Raw genomic sequence first — 19,997 nt, forward strand, 5'->3', positions numbered from 1 at the left:
GTTCTTCAGTTGGGGCTGTAGGCGCACACACCCGGACCAGCGTCGAACGCGTACTGGAACACTCCATTCAGCGTCGCATGGACTTGGATCGTGCAGTTGCAGCTACCACCCACGTCACCGTTCCAGTAGATGACCGCTTTGGTCTCCGGACTGGTGCCGCATCCAGAGGCTCGGGCATCCTCCATGTAAGTGCTCTGCAGCTTGTAGGGCTGTGTGCGATCAACTTCGCACCACCCAGCACTCGCCGCGCGACAAATGTTGTAGTAGAACCCCGACGCGGTGCCACTCAGGTTCATGGTGGTGCCGACCCCGTTTTGAGTAATCGTCACCGTCGCGCCAATTGATCCGTTCCACGTTGCCTTCGGTCGAACAGTGAAGGTGCACGATGCGCCCTTGGTAAGCGACGCACCCCAGGTGCAATTGCCGCTGTCAACGAGGTCGAAGTTCCCGCCATTGATGGAGATCAGCACCGGTCCGCTTGCCTGCTCGCCGTCGTTGCGCAGCGTGAACGAACGGGCGCTTCCGTACACCAGATCACCCGGCCCAACCACGTCCATGCCAGACGTGTTTGGCGAGACGAACACTAGGTTCGCCGGCAGGAAGCCAGACGCGGTGCCGGCCAAGGCCGCTGTCGGATTGTTGTTGGCAGCGACCGCCAGACTCCCGGTGTAACTTCCCGACGCGGAGGCCTTCGGCCGCACCACGACCGTGCAGCTCGTGTGACCGGCCAGAACGGTGGTGTTGTCCACGCAGGTGCCGCCGCTGACGAATTCATAATTCGTCGTATTCGAGAGGCTGAACTTCAACGTACCCGACGAGAAGTCACCCGTGTTGGCGACCGTGAACACGACGTTGCCGCCGTACGCCGGATTGCCTGGGCCGGTGACGTTCATGTTGGCCGGGTCGCCCGACGATGCCGTCAGGGCCAGAGCACCCGGATCGAACTTCGTCGCCGTGCCCGACAGCGCTAGGTCGGTATTCACCCCGCCCTGCGTCACGCGCAACGTCGACGCGATCGACCCCGCCGCACTGGCCTTCGGCCGCACGCCGATGGTGCAGGTGGTACCACCGGCCAGCGTGGCGCCGGCGCAAGTCTGGCTCGCCACCTCGAAGTTTGTGGTGCTGGTGAGCGAGACAGTCAGTGCTCCCGAGGGGAGGTCGCCATCGTTGCGCAACGTGAACGTCCGCTCGGCGCCGTAGGCGGGCGTGCCCGGCCCAGTCACGTCCATAGCCGAGCCGTCAGCACTCACGAAGACCATCTGGGCCGGCTTGAAGCTCGAGGCGGCACCGACCAGAGGGATTGAAGGGTTGTTGTTGGCGGTCACTGTAAAAAAGCCGGCCAGCGAGCCGTTCGCGGTCGCCTTGGGCCGCACGTTCACTGTGCAGCTGGAGCCGCCGGTCAGCTTGGTGGATCCCGACACGCAGGACCCGCCGTTCACGAACTCGAAGTTCGTCGGATTCGAGAGGCCGAGGATGAGCGTCGCCGACGTCTGGTCGCCCGTATTCGTGATTGTGAACGTCACCGTCGACCCGTAAGCCGGGTTGCCGGGACCGCTCACCCCCATGTTTGCCGGATCGCCGCCCGAAGCCGCGATGACGAGGGACGGCGACGCGAAGTGCGACGCCGCGCCGGACAGCGCGAGGTCAGTAACCTTGCTGTTCTGCGTCACCCGCAGCGTCGAGGCGATCGACCCTTCCGCGGAGGCTTTCGGCCGGACCGTGATCGTGCAGGTGGCGCCGCCGGCCAGCGTGGACCCACCGCAGGTCTGCGCGCTGATGTCGAAGTTCGACAGGCTGGTCAGAGTCGTGGTGATTGCACCCGAGGTCAGTTCGCCGGAGTTGCGCACCGTGAACAGGCGATCCGCGCCGTAGGCCGGGGATCCCGGACCGATGACGTCCATGCCCGCACCGCTGGCCTCCACGAACACCAGATTGGCCGTTGTGAAGTTCGACGCCGTACCGCTCAGACCGGCGACGGGGGAATTGTTCGCGGTGATCTGCAGTTCACCCGAGTAGCTTCCGCTCGCGGTCGCCTTCGGTCGCACCAGGATGGTGCAGCTCCCGCCACTCGCCAGCTGGGTCGAGCCGTTCACGCAGGTCCCCCCGCTGACGATCTGGAAGTTCGTCGCGTTGCTGACGATGAAGCTCAGCCGATCCGACGTGAAGTCGCCGTTGTTCTGGATCTTGAAGGTGACCGTGTTGCCGTACGCCGGGTTGCCCGGCCCGGTGACGTTCATGCCGGTCGGGTTACCGGAGACGACGGAAATCGTCAGGTCGGTCGGGGCGAAGTTGCTCGCCGTGCCGGACAGCGCCGTGTCGATGCTGCCGGCCCCGTTCTCCGTGACGCGCAGCGTGGTCGAGATGGTGCCGCCGCTCGACGCCTTCGGCCGGACCGAGACGGAGCAGGTCGCGTTCGCCGTCAGGGGCTTGGTCGAGCAGGTCTCCGAGACGATGTCGAAGTTGGCCGCGTTGTTCAGCCCGACGGTGAGCGCTCCCGAGGTCAGCTCGCCGACGTTCTGGACGGTGAAGGAGCGCGCCAGACCGTAGGCCGGGTTGCCGGGGCCGACCACGTCCATACCGGATCCGGACGCGCTGACGTAGACCAGCGTGGACGGGATGAAGTTGCTACCGCTGCCGCTCAAGCCGAGCGACGGCTTGTTGTCGGAGGTCACCGCCAGCTCGCCGGCAAAAGATCCGGTCGCGTTGGTTTTCGACCGGACCTTGATCGTGCAGCTGGCGCCACCGGCCAGCTGCGTCGACCCGGCCACGCAACTGCCGCCGCTCACGAACTCGAAGTTCGTGGTGTTCGTCAGGCCGAACGCCAGTGGCGATGCCGTGTAGTCGCCGGAGTTGGTGACGCTGATCGTCACCGCCGCGCCGTAAGCCGGGCTGCCCGGCCCGACCACCGCCATCGCCGTCGGGTTGCCCGAGGTGGCCGCCATGATGAGCGAGGCCGGCGCGAACTTGCTCGCCGTGCCGCTGAGCGGCAGATCGGTGTTCTTGGCCGCCTGCGTGACCCGCAGCACGCCCGAGTAGGTGCCGCCGGCGCTCGCCTTCGGACGCACCGTGATGTCGCACGTGGCGCCGCCGGCCAGGGTTGCTCCGGCGCAGGTCTGGCTGGTGATGTCGAAATTCGTGGTGTTGGTCAGCGACACCGAAATGGCCGCGGACGTCCATTCGCCCTGGTTGCGCACCGTGAAAGTGCGGTCCAGGCCGTAGGCCGGGTTACCGGGGCCGACGACATCCATCCCGGAGCCGCTGGCCGAGGCGAACACGAGGTCAGCCGGGTTGAAGTTGGACGCCGTACCAGTCATCCCGGCGACCGGGGCGTTATTGCCTGACACCCGCAACTCGCCCGTGTAGGCGCCGTTCGCGGTCGCCAGGGCGCGCACCTTGACGGTGCAGCTCGCCTTGCCGGCCAGGGTCGTGGAGCCGGAGACGCAGGTGCCGCCGGCGACGAACTGGAAGTTCGTAGTGTTGCTCAGCGCCAGACCGAGCGTCGCGCTGGGGAAGTCACCGGTGTTGGTGATCGTCAGCTCCGCCGGCGTGCTGTAGGCCGGGGTGCCGGGGCCGACGACGTTCATCGCGGAGATGTTGCCGGAGGTGGCGGCGATCACCAGGTTGGCCGCGTCGAACCGCTGCGCCGAGCCGGTGAGACCGAGCGAGGTCGTGGCGCCGGCTTGGGTCACGTTCAGCGTCGTGCTGATCGCGCCGTTGGCGGTGGCCTTCGGCTGGACGTTGACCGTGCAGGTGGCGCCCTTGGCGAGCGTCGTGGTGCCCGACGCGCAGGTCCCGCCGGCGGCGATGGCGAAGTTGTCCGTCGTGGACAGCGCGACCGACAGCGCGGCCGACGTGAGTTCGCCGTCGTTGCGCAGCGTGAAGGTCCGCGTCGTGCCATAGGCCGGCGCGCCCGGACCGATAACGTCCATGCCCGAGCCGTTGGCCGCCACGAACACGATGGACGCCGGGGTGAAGTTGCTGGCGGTGCCCGACAGAGCCAGCGTCGGGTTGTTGTTCGCCGTGAGCGTCAGGCTGCCCGCGATCGTTCCCGACGCGGTTGCCTTCGGCCGCACCTTGATCGTGCAGCTCGCTTTGCCGTCGAGCTGGGTGGAACCGTTCACGCAGGTGCCGCCCGTCACCAGATCGAAGTTGGTGGTGTTCGTCAGCGTGTAGGCCAGGGTGTCCGAGCGGAAGTCGCCGGTGTTGGTCACCGTGGCGGTGATGGCGGTGCCGTAGGCGGGCGCGCCCGGCCCCACGACGTTCATCTCCGACGCGCTGCCCGACGTCACCGCGACCAGCAGGTTGGCCGGCGCGAAGCCCGAGGCGGTGCCGGTCAGCGGCAAATCAACCGTGTTCGACCCTTGAGTTGCGCGGAGCGTCGCGGTGTAGGCGCCGCCAGTGGACGCCTTCGGGCGTACCTTGATCCAGCACGACGCGCCGCCGGCCAGCTTGGCACCGGCGCAGTTCTGGTCGGTGATGTCGAAGTTCGCCGAGCTGGTCAGCGCCACCGTCAGTGCGGCAGATGTCAGCTCGCCCTTGTTCGTGACGTTGAGCGTGCGCTCCAGGCCATAGGCCGGCGCGCCGGGGCCGACCACATCCAGGCCGGAGCCGTTGGCGTCGGCGAAGGCGAGAAGCGCCGGGTTGAAGTTGGTCGCGGTGCCGCCGAGGCCGAACTTCGGCTGGTTGTCGGCGGTCACCTTGATCTCGCCGACGAACGGGCCGCTGGCCGTCGCCTTCGGCGTCACGTCGATCGTGCAATTCGCGCCACCGGCCAGCTGCGTGGTGCCGAGGACGCAGCTGCCGCCCGACACCTCGAAGTTGTCAGTGTTGGTGAGGCTTACGCCGATCTTCTGCGACGCGAAGTCGCCGGTGTTGCTGACGGTGAAGGTCACGGCCGACCCGCGCGCCGGGTTGCCCGGCCCGGTCACGCCCATGGCGCTCGGGTTGCCGTTCGTCGCGGCGATGGTGAGGCTCGCCGGGGCGAAGGCAGACGCCTTGCCGTCCAACTGCAGCGCTACCGACTGCGTGCCCTGCGTGGCGTTAAGCGTGGCGTTGATCTGCCCCGCCGCCGTCGCCTTGGGCCGCACGGTCACCGAGCAGCTGTCCGCCGGCTGCAGCGTCGCGCCAGCACAGGTCTGCGCGGTGATTTCAAAGTTCGTCAGCGCCGACAGCGCCACCGCGACCGCCTTGGTCGGCAGGTCGCCGGCGTTGCGAACCCAGAAGGTCTTTGGGTTGCCGTAGGCGGGGGTACCCGGCCCCACCACGTCCATGCCGTATCCGGCGGCGTCGACGAAGACCAGTTCCGCCGGCTTGAAGCCGACCGACGTCCCGTTCAGCGCGACCGACGGGTTGTTGTCGCCGGTCACGTTGAGCGCGCCGACGAGCGTGCCGTTGTTGGTCGCCTTGGGGCGCACGATGATGGTGCAGCTCGTACCGCCGTCGAGCTTGGTGGTCCCGGAGACGCAGGTCGCCCCCGGCCCGAACTCGAAGTTGGCCGAGTTGGTGAGCGCGAACGCGATGGCGTTGGACCGGAAATCGCCGTTGTTCGTCAGGGTGAAGGTCACGGGCAGACCATAGGCCGGTGCGCCCGGCCCGGTGACGTCCATCAGCGTGGCGTTGCCGTCCGTCGCGGCGAGCACCAGCGAGGGCGGCGCGAACTTGCGCGCCGTGCCCGACAGGCCGAGGTCCGCGGTGTTCGATCCCTGCACCACGCGCAGCGTCGTCGAGTAGGTGCCGGCGGCCGTCGCTTTGGGCCGGACGGTGACGGTGCACACCTGGGCGGCCTTGAGCGTCGCGTTGGCGCAGGTGTTGCTGCCGATCAGCTCGAAGTTGTTGCTGGTCCCCAGCGTGACGGTGATCGCCTGCGTGGGCAGGTCGCCGTCGTTGCGGACCTGGAACGCCCGCTCGGCGCCGTAGGCCGGCGCACCCGGTCCGTCGACGTCCATGCCGTTGCCGTTCGCCGCGACGAAGGAGAGCAGCGGCGGTTTCCAACCCTGCGCGATGCCGGACAGCGCGAGGTCCGTGTTCACGCCGGACAGCGTCGTCCGCAGCGTGCCGGCCAGCTTGCCGTTGCCGGACGCCTTCGGCCGCACATCGACGGCGCAGGTGGCCCCGGCGGCGAGCTGGCGCCCCTCGCACTCGTTCGTGACGATCTCGTAGTCGTTGCCGACCACGGAGACCGACACCGCGCCGCTGGTGATTTCGCCGACGTTCTTAACGGCGAACCGGCGCTGGGTGCCGTAGGCCGGGTCGCCGGGGCCTGTCACGTCCATGCCGGTGCCGACCGCGTTCTCATAGGCGATCTTCGCCGCCCAGCCGGTCACCGTGACGGTGTTCTCGCGCGGCGCCGAGGTCAGCGTCTGGCCGGCCCACGCCCCGGTCCCTTCCGAGGCGTAGCTGACGGCCACGGAATCGGAGAAGGTTCCGTTGTCGGTCAGGCCGACCGCCTTGGCGGTGATCGTGCAGGTCTGGCCTTTGGTCAGGCTCGCCGGGCAATTGTGCGTGTAGGCGAACTTGTCGGCGTCGGCGCCGGTCTTGACGACCGCGATGTTCTTGATGGCGAAGCCGCCGGTGTTGGTCACGGTGAACGACCCGCAGGCGACGCTGGTCTGACGGTTGGCGGCGCAGGTCTGGTTGCCCGAAAGGTCCGCCACGCCCTGGGTCATGCCTGTCACGGTCGACGACAGAGGGACATCGAAGGTCTTGCTGGGGTGCGCGATGCGCAGGACGCCGGTCGCCGTGCCGTTGTCGGTGGCGACGGCGCGCACCGCGATCGAGCAGGTCCCGCTCGGGTCGCTCGACGGGCCGAGTTTGGCGCCGCTGCATGTGTCGCTGACGATCTCGAACTTGCCCTTGCCGTCCGCTATCGACACGGTCAGCGGCTGGTTCAGGGCCGCCGCACTGGTGTTCACGGTCAGGACCTGCACCGCCCCGGTCCGGTCGGTCATGGTCGCCGACTGGATGGACGACGCCCCGTCGGTGTCGACCACACCGACCGCCAGGTCATCCATGCTGCGGATGGTGACCTGTTTTGAGCCGTCGGCCGCCACACCATTGACCAGCACGGAGACCTTCGGCGGGGTCGTGTCCTGCCCGAACGCCGTCACCGCGACGAGCGCCGCCATTGCCGCCAGAGCCCCGGTCCGCATCCCCGTCATGCTGTCCCCCACCCTCGTGCGTTTCCCCAAACGCCGACGCCGATGGCGATCGTCACCATCGGCGTGTCGTCCTCACCCGGTCCTGAAAGCGCTTAGAACGTCGCGACGCTCGACACGCTGGCGCCGGCGTCGGCCACCACCGGCAGGGTGGCGGTCACGATGGACTCGATCACGCGCGGCGCGTTGTTCAGACCGACCCCACTGCCGACACCCACGGCGAAGCTCATGATGCTCTGCCGCGCGATGCCCATGATGCTGCCGACCAGGATCATGCCGCCGGCGATGACGCGGCCCAGCGTGCCCTGCGTCCATTCCGTCAGGTCAAGCCAGACCTGATCGAACGCCGTGCCGCCGGTGCCGGCCATCGCGGCGTGCGCCGTCACGAACACCGCCAGCGCGGCGAGCGCCGCGATGGTCTCCTTGTGCATCCCCTTCACGTCACCGTCCTCCTCGTTGCTAGTTGGTGGACGCCCTGCGCACCGAGAGCGGTGCCAGGACGCGCTGAGTGTCCGGCGTCGGCAGGCCGACCTGCCAACGCCGCGGAACGATTTCGGTGTAGACGTATCCCGGCATGACGAGATCGCCGGTCGGCGTCTCGAACGCCGCGACCCAGATGCGCATCACATGGCTGGGCGAGCGGACCGGGACCGAGCCGTCCGGCAGCACCGCCGGCACCGGCATGCCCGCCACGCTGGCAGAGTCTTGCGGCGCGGCCGCAGGGCGCCGTTCTCCGCCATCCTTCCGGGCGCCCTCCTTGGCCGAGGGATCCTTGCCCGACCGATCGGCGTTTTCGGCCAGCATGTCGTTGCTGAGCGAGACGCGGTTGTCCGTCTCTTTGTAGACCTCGCGCGCGCTCATGCAGGTAACGCCGCTTGGCCGCCCCGGGCAGCCGTATTCACTTTCGCCGATGCCCAGGGCCGCACATCCCGACAGCAGAGCCGCGGCGACCGACAGCGCGCCGGCCAGCCGCAAATACGACCGAACCGTGTGAGCGCGCGCGCGCGTACCAGCTCCAAACCTCATGCCGTAACCCTCCTCGAATTGTGCGAGAGTGCCAAAACGGGGCGCGCAAAGTCCCGGCGTCCAGATGCGCGCCCACGCGAACTTGCGGGGTCAAAAATGCCTTTGAGCGGCGATCAGCCGGTGTAGGACGTGTGGGACCGGCTCGACGGCGTGTTGTTCAGCCGCCCCGGCGACTTGTGCACTGGCGTGGTCGGGACAGCTGGCGTGGTCGGCGCGGTCGGCAGGTCCGGGAACAGCGCCCCGGCCCCGGCGCCCGGCTTGCCGGCCCCGCGCTCGACGGCCGAGCCGGACGTCGGCATGCTGCTGCCCTTCCGGCTGAAGTCCAGCTTGGTCCCGCGGGTGACGACCATGTCGATGGCCCGGCCGGCGTCCACCTCGACGACCGGCTGCGTCGCTTCCGCCAGGTCGATGTAGAATTGGGCGATGCGGTCGAGCGCCGACGACGCGCCGGCCACCGCCGCCGACTGGAAGCTGTCCTCGGAGAAGTTCGACTGATACTGCTGCTTGCGGGCCAGCGATCCGCTGCTGGTCGGCGTCTGGATGACCGGCACGGGTTTCACGTCGAAGGCCTTGCTGACCCCTTCCATAAAGCCGGCCATCAGGGCGCGGCCGATCAGCTGCCCCTGCTTGCTCACCAGCCGGCCCCGCACGCCGCTCTTGCCGTCCCCGCCCGTGGCGTAGGCCTCCAGGCGCGTCTCCACGATGCGCCCGTCGTTGCGCACGCAGCTGATGGTCTCGGCGCGAAGGTAGGCGCGCTCGCTGGAGAGATCGCCGAACCCGCCCATGAGCACAAAGCAGTCCTTCACGTCCAGCATGAAGCGGTTTGGCAGGATCGCTTCCATCTTGAGCCGCAGCAGCGCCGGGAAGGGATCCTTCCGGGCCGACTGACCGGTCGGCGCGTCCATACCGGTGATCAGGGTGCCGCTCAGAATCGATCCAGCCGGGATCGGCACGCTGTCGCCGGTGGCGAGCACGTTGTCGGCGTCGCCCTCCTTGTCGGCCTCCCGTGGCGCGGCGACCTCTTGGCTGTAGCGCGCGATCTTCACCTTGCCGCCGGCCTGCGGCGTGAAGGTCGCGGTGCTGCCGGCCGCCGGCGACGGTGCGGGTGTGCCGGCCGCCGGCGGGTTGGCGAGCGGCGCCGTCGGCGACCGCGACGCGCCGCCCTGCCCCACCGGGGCCGGCGAGCGCACGCCGCGGAAGATGTCCGCCGCGGACGGTGGGCGCGTCAGGTCCGGAGCGCGCGGTTCCGGAGGCTCGGGAGGCGCTGCGGTGGGCGGCAGTTCCGCCCCACCCTCCACCGGCAGGCCGGGCGGCGTGGTCGCGCCCGGCGCATCGCCCTCGCCACCCGGCGGCTTGCCGATGACCGGTGTCCCGCCCCCCACCTTGGCAAGCCGCTCGCGGTCGCGCTGCTGCTGCAAATCGCTGAATTGCCGCTGCATCTCCTGGACCGTCGCCTGGAGACGCTTGACGCCCTCGCTGTCCGGCGGAGCGTTCTTCTTCGACAGTTCGATCTCGCGACGCAGCGAGCCGATCGTGCGCTCCAGTTCGTCGGATTTGCGGCGCTGGATTTCCAGCTGCGCGGCCATGGCGTCCACGCCGACATCGCGGGGGTCGCGGTCGGTCAGCACGCTCTTGATGATCTGTGAGCTGTCGCGCTTCTGCTCGGGCTTGTCCATCGATGAGTTGCCCATCCAGATCACGCCAAGGCCCACGGACGCGGCGCCGGCCACCGCGATGGACCGCTTCACCGTCGGGTGGAGCCGGTTCCAAAATTCCTTCAGCTGCATCAGCGGCTCCCGCCAAGGAGGGACGGACGGATCGATGCGCTGGACCGCTCACTGCCGCCGCGGCGCAGGGCCACGTAGATCTCCGACGTCTGACCAGCCGCGAGGACCACGTGCGGCCAGAAGGACACCGCCGCCACGCCGAGGTCCTGCGCGCACCACGTTTCCAGAAGCTCCACCGCGCCGCCGCTGCGGTTCGTCACGGTGCCGATCCGCACTTCGAGGTTGGCGCCGCCCATCGTCTGGCCGTCGGCGAAGCTGACCTGCACGCCGGTCGGTGGTTGGCACACCGGCACGCGGTCGGATGAGTCGGTGCGACGCAGATTGTAACCCTGCGGAATCCGTTCGAGCGCGATGTCGCGCATGACCAGGCGAACCGTGTCGATGTAGGGGTGCGACTGCTCCCATTGCTGGGCCTTGACCGCGCTGCCGGCGGCGATCGGCATCCGCCCGCCCTTCGGCATGAGCCGGATTTCCCGCGTCGGAATTTCCTCCGGCACCAGCGTCAGGTTGATCGCGACCGTCTCCTCGCCCTTTTCCGTGATGTAGACGCTGACCGGCGCCTTGCCGCCCGGTGCGATGTAGACGACGTTGTCGTGCACATCGACGGTCATGCCCTCCGGGCCTTTCACCTCCGGGTGGCTGAACGGGGTCACGATGCGGTTGAGATTGTCCCGCGCAACGTAGACCAACTCGTTGACACCCGGCGACACGCTCAGGCTGACCGGCTGGAGCAAATCGTCGATGTTCGCGTTGCCGGCGGCGCTCTTGCCAGTCGCTTCGGCAACGACCTCCCGTCCGACCGGCGGCAGTTCCACGGTCCGCCAGGACGGTGCCGAGGACGATCCGGCGAGCGCCGGGGTGGCGACCAGACCAAGCGCCAGGGCGGCGCAGCAAATCCGCGTGTTCACGGTATTATCCCTCCTGGCGCCGCTTGTTCGCGCGCCGCCGATCTTCCAGATGCTGCTGCCGCTCCAGTTCCTTGCTGGTTTTCGGCTCGCCGGAGTAGGTCGCCATGTGGGTGAAGACGGGCCGCCAGTCGCGCAGGCTCACGCGCACCTCATAGGTGCGGTCCGAGCGCGCTTCCTCGCCGACCAGCCCCTTGGTGAAGGCGACCCCGCGGACGAACACCTTGTCGGTGGACGGCTCGTACAGGATCGTGCGCGGCTCGAAGCGCTGGGTGACCCGGTTGCGCTTGATCTCCTCGATCTGCAGCGCCATGGCCTCCATGGCGGATCCGTAGATCTGCGGATCGAGCAGCGGCGCGAGCGCCTCCCGAACGAACCCGGCCGTGTCCGGCGTGACGTTGCCGAGCAGTTCGGCGTAGAACAGCGCCCAGGCCCGTTGATAGCCCTCGCTGGCGCGGTTGCGCGTCACTTCGACCTTCTCGTTCAAGGTGGGCGGGACGATTATCACGACCGGTTCGGCGAAGAATGAGCGCACCCCGAGCAGCACGACGCCGACGGCCAGACCGCCATGGGCCATGCGGTGGAACCGGTTCTCGCTGCGCGTGCCCCGCCACGTCTGGAGGAATTTGCTGTAAATCATGTCAGGAACAGCCGGACGTAGGGGTTCGGGACGGTGCGCGCCTTGCTCGGCAGCAAGCCGATCCAATAGAGCAGGTGCAGGAAAAGCCCGTCGGGGTTGCCGTCGCGGATGCGGCGGTAAAAGTACGACCCGATGATGCCCAGCAAGAAGAAGAACATCATCTTGCCGACCAGGACGCCGGCGAACAGGCCGAGGCCCACGGGTGCGACGTCGTCGACGGTCCACAGCAGCATGTGCAGCGGCTCGTCCACGGTGCGCGGGATTTCAATGGGTTGGGTCGGATCGATCACGGGGGTACTCCGTCATGCCTACCCGTGGTTATCGCGCAAAGGCGGTGTCCGTCGCGCGCCCTCCAGATGCGCCCTGCGCGCATCTTTCTCGGCCTAAAATGCGCTTTGAGTGGCATGGCGCGGCGCAGCGACCGCCCCCCCGCATGCAACCTTCTGACCGCCGGGCATCCGTTCGGCTGGAACCGCTTCGCCCGGCACTTCCTGCTTTTACGGAACGCGGACGACCCATCCTCCTGTGACGGCGCGCGAAGGATGCTCGCCACCTACAGGCGATGGAAGCGAGACCAATTCGTTTCGATCTCTCCCCTGGTCAGCTACATCTTGCGCCCCAGCGAGGTCGCCAACAGCAATAGGTTGACCGTCCGCGTGGCCAGCGGTACAAGAAGCAGCACAAACAATTTGAACGGGTAACGAACACCCGCTGTCATCGGGAGAGGAGCGTCAGTGCGGCCAGAGCCTCGCACCACCCGTGGTGCGAGCACACGTGACGGTATCTGAAAGGAGAGACCCGCTTGACTGTCCACCAGCATCTTTCCGACGACGACATCCTCGGCCGCAAACTGGAGATCGATGACCCGCACGCCGAGTTCGACCTGCTCGAACAGGGCGAAGTTCCGAAGGACGCCGTCATGGCGGCGATCGTCGCCTCCTACCGGGTTCCCGAGAAGATCCAGTGTTCCAAGCCCAGCTGCGGCGTGCCGCACAATTGGGGCTTCGTGGTCCGACTTGCGGACGGACGACACATCGTGGTGGGCAATGTCTGCGGCCGTCAGCTTTTTCCGGACACCTGGGACACTCTGGAAAGCAGCCACAAATACGATGTCCGTCGTCAACAGCTGATCCGGCGGAAACGCGAGTTTCTGGCCGACTACCCGCGCATTGCCGCCGTCCTGCGGACCCTCCGGGCGCCGTTCTCGGCAGTGACCGCCGCCCGCAAGAAATGGCGGACGGACATGCATGCTCTATACCTCCAGCTGGAGACCGCTGCCCGCCGCGACGGCAGCGTTCTGAAGGTCGCGGTGCGCGGCAGCGGCAGCACCATGAGTGAAGCAATCCGCGAGATCGAGCGCGACATCGGCCGACGAGGGCGGTCTTCTATCGCGGACGACCGGATGGAGACGGTCCACGTGCTGGCCGGCACCGAGTTCTTCGTCGGCGGCGACCCCCGACGGATGGTCGAGGCTGCCCTGGAGACGCTCGACGACATGGCCCGAGCCTTGGCTGCGCCCAATCAGACAAACACGGTGATGGAGCGCCAACTGAGGAGGCGCGACGACGTCCGGAAACTGGTCGGCGATGCCATGGACATCTACCGGGCCTGCGCGCCAGCCATGTCTCCGGACAACTTCGCCGGGATCGCGCTCTGGACCGAACGGCTGGGCTCCCTGTCCGGGCGCTACGCCATGTCAAAGGACGGTCAGCGATTAACCATGGTGACGGACCGTGCGGACCGTTACGAGATCGCTGCGCCGCGGCTTCCCATCGTCGACGAGGCGGCTCTGGCCGCACTGTGGGAAGGACCGGCCTCGGGGGAGAAGGCAGCGGCTTAGCCGTGCGTCGACGTACTGGTCATTTCCCGCCGGTGAGACGCTGGTAGCCCGCTTCGTAGCGGGCGTCCAACGCCTCGCCTGCCTTTAGGTGCGCCTGCTGAGCCGCGATAATGTCCTGCATAGCCTGGGCGACGTCGTTGTAACTCTGGACGACGTTGTGGTTGGCGAAGACGATCTGGCCGGAGGGCCCGATTTTGTAGAGGCCGTGCTCTTTTGCGAGGATCGCGAAAAGTTGGGCTGTCGCGCGGTATTCCTCGGCTTTGAGGGCGAACAGGCGTTTGAAGTAGGGCCGGTAGTCGGCCAAGCGCTGGTCCAACCCCTGCAGACTGTTGCGTCGGGTGTGCTCGCTCAGGCCGCTTTTGTCGAGGTACTCAGCCACGCGCGATCGCTCCCGGTCGTAGAGGGTGTCGACGGTGCCCTCTGCCGCCGATGCGTTGGTCTCCGCGATCTTGGCCGCCTTGTGGAGCCTCTGAAGTTCGTCGCGCGAGGCCGTTGCGGGATCAAATGGGGCGTCTAATTCCGGCGGCGCCATCCCGGCAACCAGGGATTTCATCTCACCCACGGTCGCCTGGAAAGCCTCGGCTGCGAACTTGAAAAAAGCGGCCATCTTGTTGTCCCCGCTCCCCTCAAGCCGCCGCATCAGGTCAGTCGGGCCGGCTGATGCCTTGAGCAGGGCGACGACCTGCTTGGCCTCGCGGGTCTCCACCACCCGCTTGATATTGACGACGAACAACAGGGCAAACGCCAGCGTCAGGGCAGTCGCGGATCTCAATGGTTTCCGAGCGCCACGGGTGAACGGCATCGCAAGCAGCCATCCGAACAGAACACTCGCCATCGCGGAGCCGACCATGTAGGAGACTCCGTCCGTGGCGTTCGCGTAGGAGTAGACGCCGAATCCCACAACGGTGGCGAGGATCAACAGGCCCACCCCCCGCTTGTACCAGCGCAATCGCGTTGATTCGGCCGCTTTCGTCTGCGTGTCCTGCACCCCGATCATTTCGCTCTCCGCCGCCATCGACGGCTGCGATACTACACGAACGATCGTGGATTTGCCTGCGGTAACAGCCGAGGAACGTCTTCTAAAGCGAACTCACCGGTGACAATCGAACCTTGGTGGCGAACAAAACCGCCCCTTGTCCGTTCTTCGACATCACGGAGGGCGGAAAGCCGGGGTTTTCGAAGCACTGTTCCACGCTGTGCAAAAGCGTAAGCCGCTTTGGTTCAAAACCGGGAATCAGTGAAGGTGGCTGATTTGCCCACGGTCGTTACCAAATGAGGGGCTGACACTGGTGCTTCCGGCTCAGCACGGGCTCCCAAACAAGGCGAGCGGAGCCGAAGGGCTCCGCTTCTTGCTGCGCCGGCGTGCGAGTTTTGTCGACCGTGCGCTACACGATCTTCTGCGTGTGAATCGCCGACCACCGCAGCATGATCGCCACCAGGACCATCGCCAGCGGCGGGATCAGCGGGTGTCCGACCACAGACGGGACGAACAGCATCACCCCGAGCGCGGTCAGCACGAGCACCGGCCCGCGCATGCCGAGCGAGTGCATCACCGGGCTGGCGGCGTTGAAGGTGTAGCGGCGCTTGCGCCACTCCATCAGCCCGTCGAACACCGCCGGGATCACCGCCATGAAGAAGAACGGGAACCACAGCGTGACCATGGCGATCCGGTACAGCGCCTGATGGATGAGGATGCGCAGCACCCAACCACGGCCCTCGACGTAGGGGAACCAGATCTCATACCCGATGTCGCGCATCGCCCCCGACCGCGCGCGCTGGTCGCTCGACGGCATGAACTGGTCGGCAACGGCGGAGGCGATGCCGGTGCGCACCAGCAGCGTGTCGTACCACTCCTCCCCCGCGTCCGCGATCCAGCGCGCGTTGTCCGGCCCGAGGATGTTGATGTACCAGGTCAACTCCCGTTCCATGTTGTCGCGCAGGAAGCTGCCCGGCACCACCAGCGCGTAGAGCGCGAGGAGCAGCACGAACGCCCCGGTCAGGGTCGTCGTTTTCGATGAAGCGTCCTCAGCCACTCAATCCTCCATCAACATGCCACGGTATGGGAGTGGGACCGCGTAGCTCTGGATAGCCCGCCGGATCACGCGCCGGTCCACCGGCGGTCGGGGCTGGATCGTCCCGCCGCCCTCCGCCAGCCACCCCATCAGCGGCAGACCGTGTTCGGGCAGCCACACGCGGCGCCCGTCGGGCGACGCCACGTGCAGAGCCGTCAGGCCGCCGGCCAACTCGTCGAACAGGATGTGCGACATGCGCCGTAGCCGCAGGTCATCATCGAGGCCGGTGTCCTCGTCGTATCGCTTGAGCGCGGCGCAGAGCGCGTGGTCGAGCAGAGGCATGCGCGGGCCGGGCACGGCGTCGGTCACGTACTCCGCGGCAGCGCGCGCCAGGTCCGTGCCGACCGGCCAATCCAGGTCGAGCATCCGCCACACCCGGCCCGTCTCCTTCCGGCGCGTCCGAAAGGCGCGAATGATGTCGGCGGCGGAACCGCACGACGAGACCGGAACACTGTCGGTCTGCTTCTGGGCTCGCAGAGCCGTCATCAAGCTGCCTCCTTGAGATCCACGATGGGCACAAAGCCCTTCCAGAACGAGCCGTCGGCCTGCCGAACGAAGAATTCGAGGTTCGGCAACTCGCCGAGCAGCGTGGCCGGCACCAACGGAGACACGTCTTCCATCAGACGCTCGCCAGCGTTGGCGCCGAAGAACAGCGGGTTGGACTGCGTGTTCTGGCCCTGCGTGCGCATCAGGTAATGCACCTTGGTTTCCGGCAGCGTCTCGGCGACGTACTGCTGCGTCTCGGTGTTCTGCACGCGCAACACCAGCATGTTGTTGACGTTGCCGAGGATCTGCATCGCCTTGGCCTTGTTGCCGAGACGCGCCTCGAAGTCGGCCAGGGTCTGGGTGGCGAGCACGCTGCGGATGAGCGCGCCACGGCCCTTGTTGAGGACCTGGATGTACGGGTCGCACAGGACCTCCGCGGCCTCGTCCACGAACACGTTCACGGGCTTCAGGCCGGCGCCGTAGTTGTAGCGCTCGCCGGCCACCGCCGCGAGATCGGCCAGCAGGATTTGCCCAACCGCGGAGCCAACCATGTTGTCGGACAGGCTGTCGAGGCCGATGTAGGCGACCTGTCCCATGCGGATGATGTTGGCCGTGTCGGTGATCGGGCGCGTGTCGCCGTCCTGGGGCTCCGGCGAGAGCAGCGTCGCCAGATCGCCGGCGGTCAGCTGCGTCAGGATCGGGATCAGCGTCGCGATCATCTTCGAGAAGTGCGCCCGGTCGTGGACGAACAGGCCCAGCAGCCCTTCCAGGTCCGCGTTGGGTTTCACCGGCTTCAGTTCGGCGTGGTAGAACTCGATGGCCTTGGTCGCCGCAGCGGCCTTGTTTTTGGCCCCGTTGGTGTAGGCCGCCAGCCGGGCGCTGCCGTCGGACAGGTGGGCGCCGGCCCACACGCCGACGCACTTCAGGACCAGCTCCTCGACCGTGCCCTCGAGATAACTCTTGTAGGACACAAGCGACGGCCGCTTGCCGGTCAGGATCAGGCCTTGGCCGACGTAGGTCAGCGCCATCTGCGAATAGCTCTTGAAGGAGGCCGACGTGCCTTCGCCCGGCATCAGCGCGGCGATGCGGCTGGCCACCTCGGTGCCGCGCCCGAAGGAGTGCAGCGGGTCGAGGCGGACGCTGTCCTCCGCAAAGCCCGGGTGCCACGACAGGAAGCGTTCGGGCTGGCCCATGTACTCGCACACCGCCTTCATGAGCGCCTTGAGGCCCTTGTCGCCCTTGGGGTCGATCACGAACACGGCTTCGCCGCGCAGGATCGCCTGCGCGATCATGATGTCGAAGGACCGGGTCTTGCCGGCGCCGGTGGTGCCCAGCAGGAGCGTGTGCACGTCCATGTAGGGCAGCGGGATTTCGACGTCGACCTCACGGGCGTCGAGACCGTGGATCCACACCGCGCCGGCGCGCTTGGGGTTCTTGGGCAGGATGTCGCCACGGCTGCGCTTGTTGATCTCGTAGACGAGTTGGCAGTGCTCGTGGTCCCATTGGAATCCGCGTCCCAGATAGACGCGATCCGGCGCCTTCGTCACCCGTTGCGCCAACTCTTCGATCGTGATGTGGGGCACGTCCCGGCCAAGGAGGCGGCGGCGGCGCTTGGCGTTGCGCCATCCCTGCACCCCGCGGTACGCCCCCATGACGACCGCGATGCCCGTGCCCATCTGCCACGGCAGCGCGGGCAGGCTGGACGCCACGCTCATCCCCACACCGGCAGCAGCCGATACCCCCCACGCCGTGGCCGCGCCCAACTCGAAGTTGGGCCGCCATGGCATCTCATAAGCCTCCATCCACGACCTCCTTAGGCAGGGTCACATCAGCGTTCGTGTGCTGAGCGCCCACTGACTTCACAATCGCCAACATCCGTATGGCACTGATTCCAGCAGCCCCGGCGAAGGACTTCAGGACCGCGTACGGCACCACCAAAGCTCCGTCCGGTGCGGCACGCCCCGCTTCCTTCGCCTCGGCCAGGAACGCGCGGACCAGCGCCCGGTCCTCTTGCGCGAGTTCGGGCTGATGCGGCTCAGGCGGCGTTGCCGTGGCGCGCAACCGCTGTTCGACCTCGCGCGACAGGTCGCCCTTGAGCACCACAACGGAGACTCCGTCGATCTTTTGGACGCAGCGCTTCGGATCGTCCGGGTGCGGCTCGACCGCGCCGGCCGCTTCAAACTGGCTCAGCACGGGGCCGGTGCGCGGTTCCGTCACCAGGTCGGCGCCGAGCGCGATCATCGCTTCCAGGGCCTGCGGATGGCGCAGCGCGACGCGGCCGTCCGGGCACCGCATCATCAGCTGCAGCGCATCGAGTTGGTTGGCACCGATCGCCCTCAGGAGGCGGTCGAGCAGCGCGCCGGGAGCGCCGAGCCGAGCGAGCGTCTCCGTCGCCGTGCTCTCGTCCTGCTTGGCCCGCGCGGCGGCATCGGTCCGCGTCGGCGCCATGCCGTCCGCTTCGAGGTCCTCGTCGAGCATGTCGTCGAGCGCCGCGCGCAGGGCTTGGTCGTCGAGGGCCATGCCGGGGAGCGGAACCGGCGGTGCTGCCGTTTCCGCCGGCGGCGCGGCGTTTGGACCGGTGGTCGCGTCGGCGCCCGGATTGGCGCTGCCCCCGCCGGTCTGGCCGGAGTGTGCCGCGCGCTTTCCGCCGTCCGATCCGGTCCCGCTGTCCGCGCCGGATTGTTTCGATCCCGGCGGGACCGCGTTGGCCGGCTCGCCTGACCGCTTCGCCGGCGCGGCCTCGCGCGCCGTCTCCTTCGCGGCGGGCAGCGTTGCCGCCATGAACAGCGCCTCCGGGTCGGCGCCGACGTCCACCGCCCCGACGGTCGCCGGGTCCAGCAGCGCGTCGGCCTCCTGCCCGGTGATCGCCGGCACCCACGGCGGCGGCTTGCGGCCGAAGAAGTCGTCGCCGAGCGCGAGTTTCAGCATGGGGATCGGCCGGTGCCCCCCTCGCGCCTTCAGCATCTCCGGCAGCACGAGGTGATAGCGGAACATCATCCCGTCCGGCAGGAGTCGCGGGGTGGCCATCGCGCGTTCGATCAGAATGTCCGCCAGCAGATCGGCCGAGGACGGGATGCCGGGGATCAGGTCGCGGCGCAGCACCTCCAGGATGTCGCGGGCGCCGCGCTCCCACGCGACGTAGAGGCCATCCTGCAGGAGCCACAGGACCCCGCCGTCGTTCACCGTCCATTTCTTATCGGCGTGCAACCGCTTCATGGCGTCGAGCAGGTAGGCGTGCGCCGGCACCGCCAGATGCACGCTCTCCACCGTGGCGCCCTGGCGCTGCAGGTCCGCCGACACCGACGCCCGGTCTGCCTGCGCGACGAGATGTGCCACCACGTTGTCGCTGTGCGCCCCGGACAGCGTCCCGTACAGCGCCGCCGCCGGGCCGTCGCCGAACTGGAACAGCCACGTTTTGAACTCGCGGTTCAGGACCAGGTCGAACAGCGCCGAGGTGAGCAGCTCGTGCTTCTGCGTGCGCCCAGACCGGAAGCGCGGGTAATAGCGGTCGATGCCATTACGCTGCGTCCACTCGTACAGGCTTTCCGACGGCAACCACACGACGTCGCCAGAGCGGTCACTGATCGTCACGTCGGTCACCGGCTTGGCGACGTCGTGCAGCAGCCCGGCAACGCCGACCGCCACCCTCCAGCGCGGCTCCAGCCGGTTGCGGACCTGCGGCGTCGCGGTGGTCTCGAAGATGCGCGTCTTGCACAGCCGCGCCGCCCGGTAGGCGACGTCCAAGCTGTGGTGGAACAGGCCGCCGGCCGCGCGGTGGTGATGGCGCTCGCTGGCCGGCAGCAGATGCACCAGCCCCGCCATGCCCTCGATGATCGGGCGCACCAGCCGGTCGAAATCGGCCGGCGTGATCTCGAGCAATTCGCTGATGTCGTACACCAGCTTCTTCTGGGATTCGATCAGCCGCGCCACGGGCAGCGCCGGCAGCCCCTCGTTGAGCGGCGGGTAAATGGGCACGTCCCACCCTTCCCACTCCGCTGCCGGCGGCTGACCGGACCCGCTCAGGGCCCAGTCCATGAACCTTTTCAGCAGCAGCATTCCCCCCTCACGCGGAAATTCGTCGGGGGAC

General features: G+C 67.6%; 13 protein-coding genes. 1 reads left to right on the forward strand and 12 read right to left on the reverse strand.

Annotation, left to right across the window (positions count from 1 at the left end):
* Positions 1-5 precede the first annotated feature (5 nt).
* The 7 genes from ACSVC7_RS17270 to traL form a co-directional block, all read right to left on the reverse strand.
* Complete coding sequence (locus ACSVC7_RS17270; protein WP_448205435.1) at positions 6-7,157, reverse strand: beta strand repeat-containing protein; 7,152 nt, start codon at positions 7,155-7,157, stop codon at positions 6-8.
* 92 nt (positions 7,158-7,249) lie between these two features.
* Complete coding sequence (gene traA / locus ACSVC7_RS17275; RefSeq protein WP_448205473.1) at positions 7,250-7,585, reverse strand: TraA family conjugative transfer protein; 336 nt, start codon at positions 7,583-7,585, stop codon at positions 7,250-7,252.
* A 28-nt stretch (positions 7,586-7,613) separates the two neighbouring features.
* On the reverse strand, positions 7,614-8,129 hold the full coding sequence (gene traV / locus ACSVC7_RS17280; RefSeq protein ID WP_483508458.1) for a type IV conjugative transfer system lipoprotein TraV: 516 nt from the start codon (positions 8,127-8,129) through the stop codon (positions 7,614-7,616).
* A 164-nt stretch (positions 8,130-8,293) separates the two neighbouring features.
* Positions 8,294-9,967: a TraB/TrbI/VirB10 family type IV secretion system protein gene (locus ACSVC7_RS17285; protein WP_448205437.1), complete on the reverse strand. Its 1,674-nt coding sequence runs from the start codon at positions 9,965-9,967 to the stop codon at positions 8,294-8,296.
* A complete protein-coding gene (locus ACSVC7_RS17290; RefSeq protein ID WP_448205438.1) occupies positions 9,967-10,875 on the reverse strand; it encodes a type-F conjugative transfer system secretin TraK in 909 nt (302 codons plus the stop codon). Before ACSVC7_RS17290 ends, ACSVC7_RS17285 begins: the two co-directional genes overlap by 1 nt.
* Positions 10,876-10,879: 4 nt before the next feature.
* Entirely contained in the window at positions 10,880-11,512 is a 633-nt protein-coding gene (locus ACSVC7_RS17295; RefSeq protein WP_448205439.1) for a TraE/TraK family type IV conjugative transfer system protein, read from the reverse strand.
* Positions 11,509-11,802, reverse strand: a complete 294-nt coding sequence (gene traL, locus ACSVC7_RS17300) for a type IV conjugative transfer system protein TraL (RefSeq protein ID WP_448205440.1) — start codon at positions 11,800-11,802, stop codon at positions 11,509-11,511. Before traL ends, ACSVC7_RS17295 begins: the two co-directional genes overlap by 4 nt.
* A 512-nt stretch (positions 11,803-12,314) precedes the next feature.
* On the opposite strand from traL, the gene ACSVC7_RS17305 reads away from it, so the two are divergent.
* Positions 12,315-13,352, forward strand: coding sequence for a hypothetical protein (locus ACSVC7_RS17305; protein ID WP_448205441.1), 1,038 nt, complete (start codon positions 12,315-12,317; stop codon positions 13,350-13,352).
* A gap of 19 nt (positions 13,353-13,371) precedes the next feature.
* Here the strand turns inward: ACSVC7_RS17305 and ACSVC7_RS17310 are convergent, their stop codons facing one another.
* The 5 genes from ACSVC7_RS17310 to mobH all read right to left on the reverse strand — a co-directional run bounded on the left by ACSVC7_RS17310 (position 13,372) and on the right by mobH (position 19,966).
* Positions 13,372-14,349, reverse strand: a complete 978-nt coding sequence (locus tag ACSVC7_RS17310) for a hypothetical protein (RefSeq protein WP_448205442.1) — start codon at positions 14,347-14,349, stop codon at positions 13,372-13,374.
* 388 nt (positions 14,350-14,737) lie between these two features.
* Positions 14,738-15,385 (reverse strand): IncC plasmid conjugative DNA transfer DtrJ family protein, encoded by a 648-nt coding sequence (locus ACSVC7_RS17315; protein WP_448205443.1) that lies wholly within the window; start codon positions 15,383-15,385, stop codon positions 14,738-14,740.
* Positions 15,386-15,910, reverse strand: a complete 525-nt coding sequence (locus tag ACSVC7_RS17320; protein WP_448205444.1) for a hypothetical protein — start codon at positions 15,908-15,910, stop codon at positions 15,386-15,388.
* Positions 15,910-17,712, reverse strand: coding sequence for a conjugative transfer system coupling protein TraD (gene traD, locus ACSVC7_RS17325; protein ID WP_448205445.1), 1,803 nt, complete (start codon positions 17,710-17,712; stop codon positions 15,910-15,912). The genes ACSVC7_RS17320 and traD overlap by 1 nt, the downstream gene beginning before the upstream one ends.
* Positions 17,699-19,966 (reverse strand): MobH family relaxase, encoded by a 2,268-nt coding sequence (gene mobH, locus ACSVC7_RS17330; protein ID WP_448205446.1) that lies wholly within the window; start codon positions 19,964-19,966, stop codon positions 17,699-17,701. Before mobH ends, traD begins: the two co-directional genes overlap by 14 nt.
* Positions 19,967-19,997: the final 31 nt, after the last annotated feature.

This window comes from Azospirillum mesophilum (assembly GCF_053470405.2).

Bases quoted from the DNA above. Each gene is read 5' to 3' on its own strand.
- ACSVC7_RS17270 (WP_448205435.1), bottom strand. From the start codon at position 7,157: ATGACGGGGATGCGGACCGGGGCTCTGGCGGCAATGGCGGCGCTCGTC.
- traA (WP_448205473.1), bottom strand. From the start codon at position 7,585: ATGCACAAGGAGACCATCGCGGCGCTCGCCGCGCTGGCGGTGTTCGTG.
- ACSVC7_RS17285 (WP_448205437.1), bottom strand. From the start codon at position 9,967: ATGCAGCTGAAGGAATTTTGGAACCGGCTCCACCCGACGGTGAAGCGG.
- ACSVC7_RS17295 (WP_448205439.1), bottom strand. From the start codon at position 11,512: ATGATTTACAGCAAATTCCTCCAGACGTGGCGGGGCACGCGCAGCGAG.
- ACSVC7_RS17310 (WP_448205442.1), bottom strand. From the start codon at position 14,349: ATGATCGGGGTGCAGGACACGCAGACGAAAGCGGCCGAATCAACGCGA.
- ACSVC7_RS17320 (WP_448205444.1), bottom strand. From the start codon at position 15,910: ATGACGGCTCTGCGAGCCCAGAAGCAGACCGACAGTGTTCCGGTCTCG.
- traD (WP_448205445.1), bottom strand. From the start codon at position 17,712: ATGGAGGCTTATGAGATGCCATGGCGGCCCAACTTCGAGTTGGGCGCG.
- mobH (WP_448205446.1), bottom strand. From the start codon at position 19,966: ATGCTGCTGCTGAAAAGGTTCATGGACTGGGCCCTGAGCGGGTCCGGT.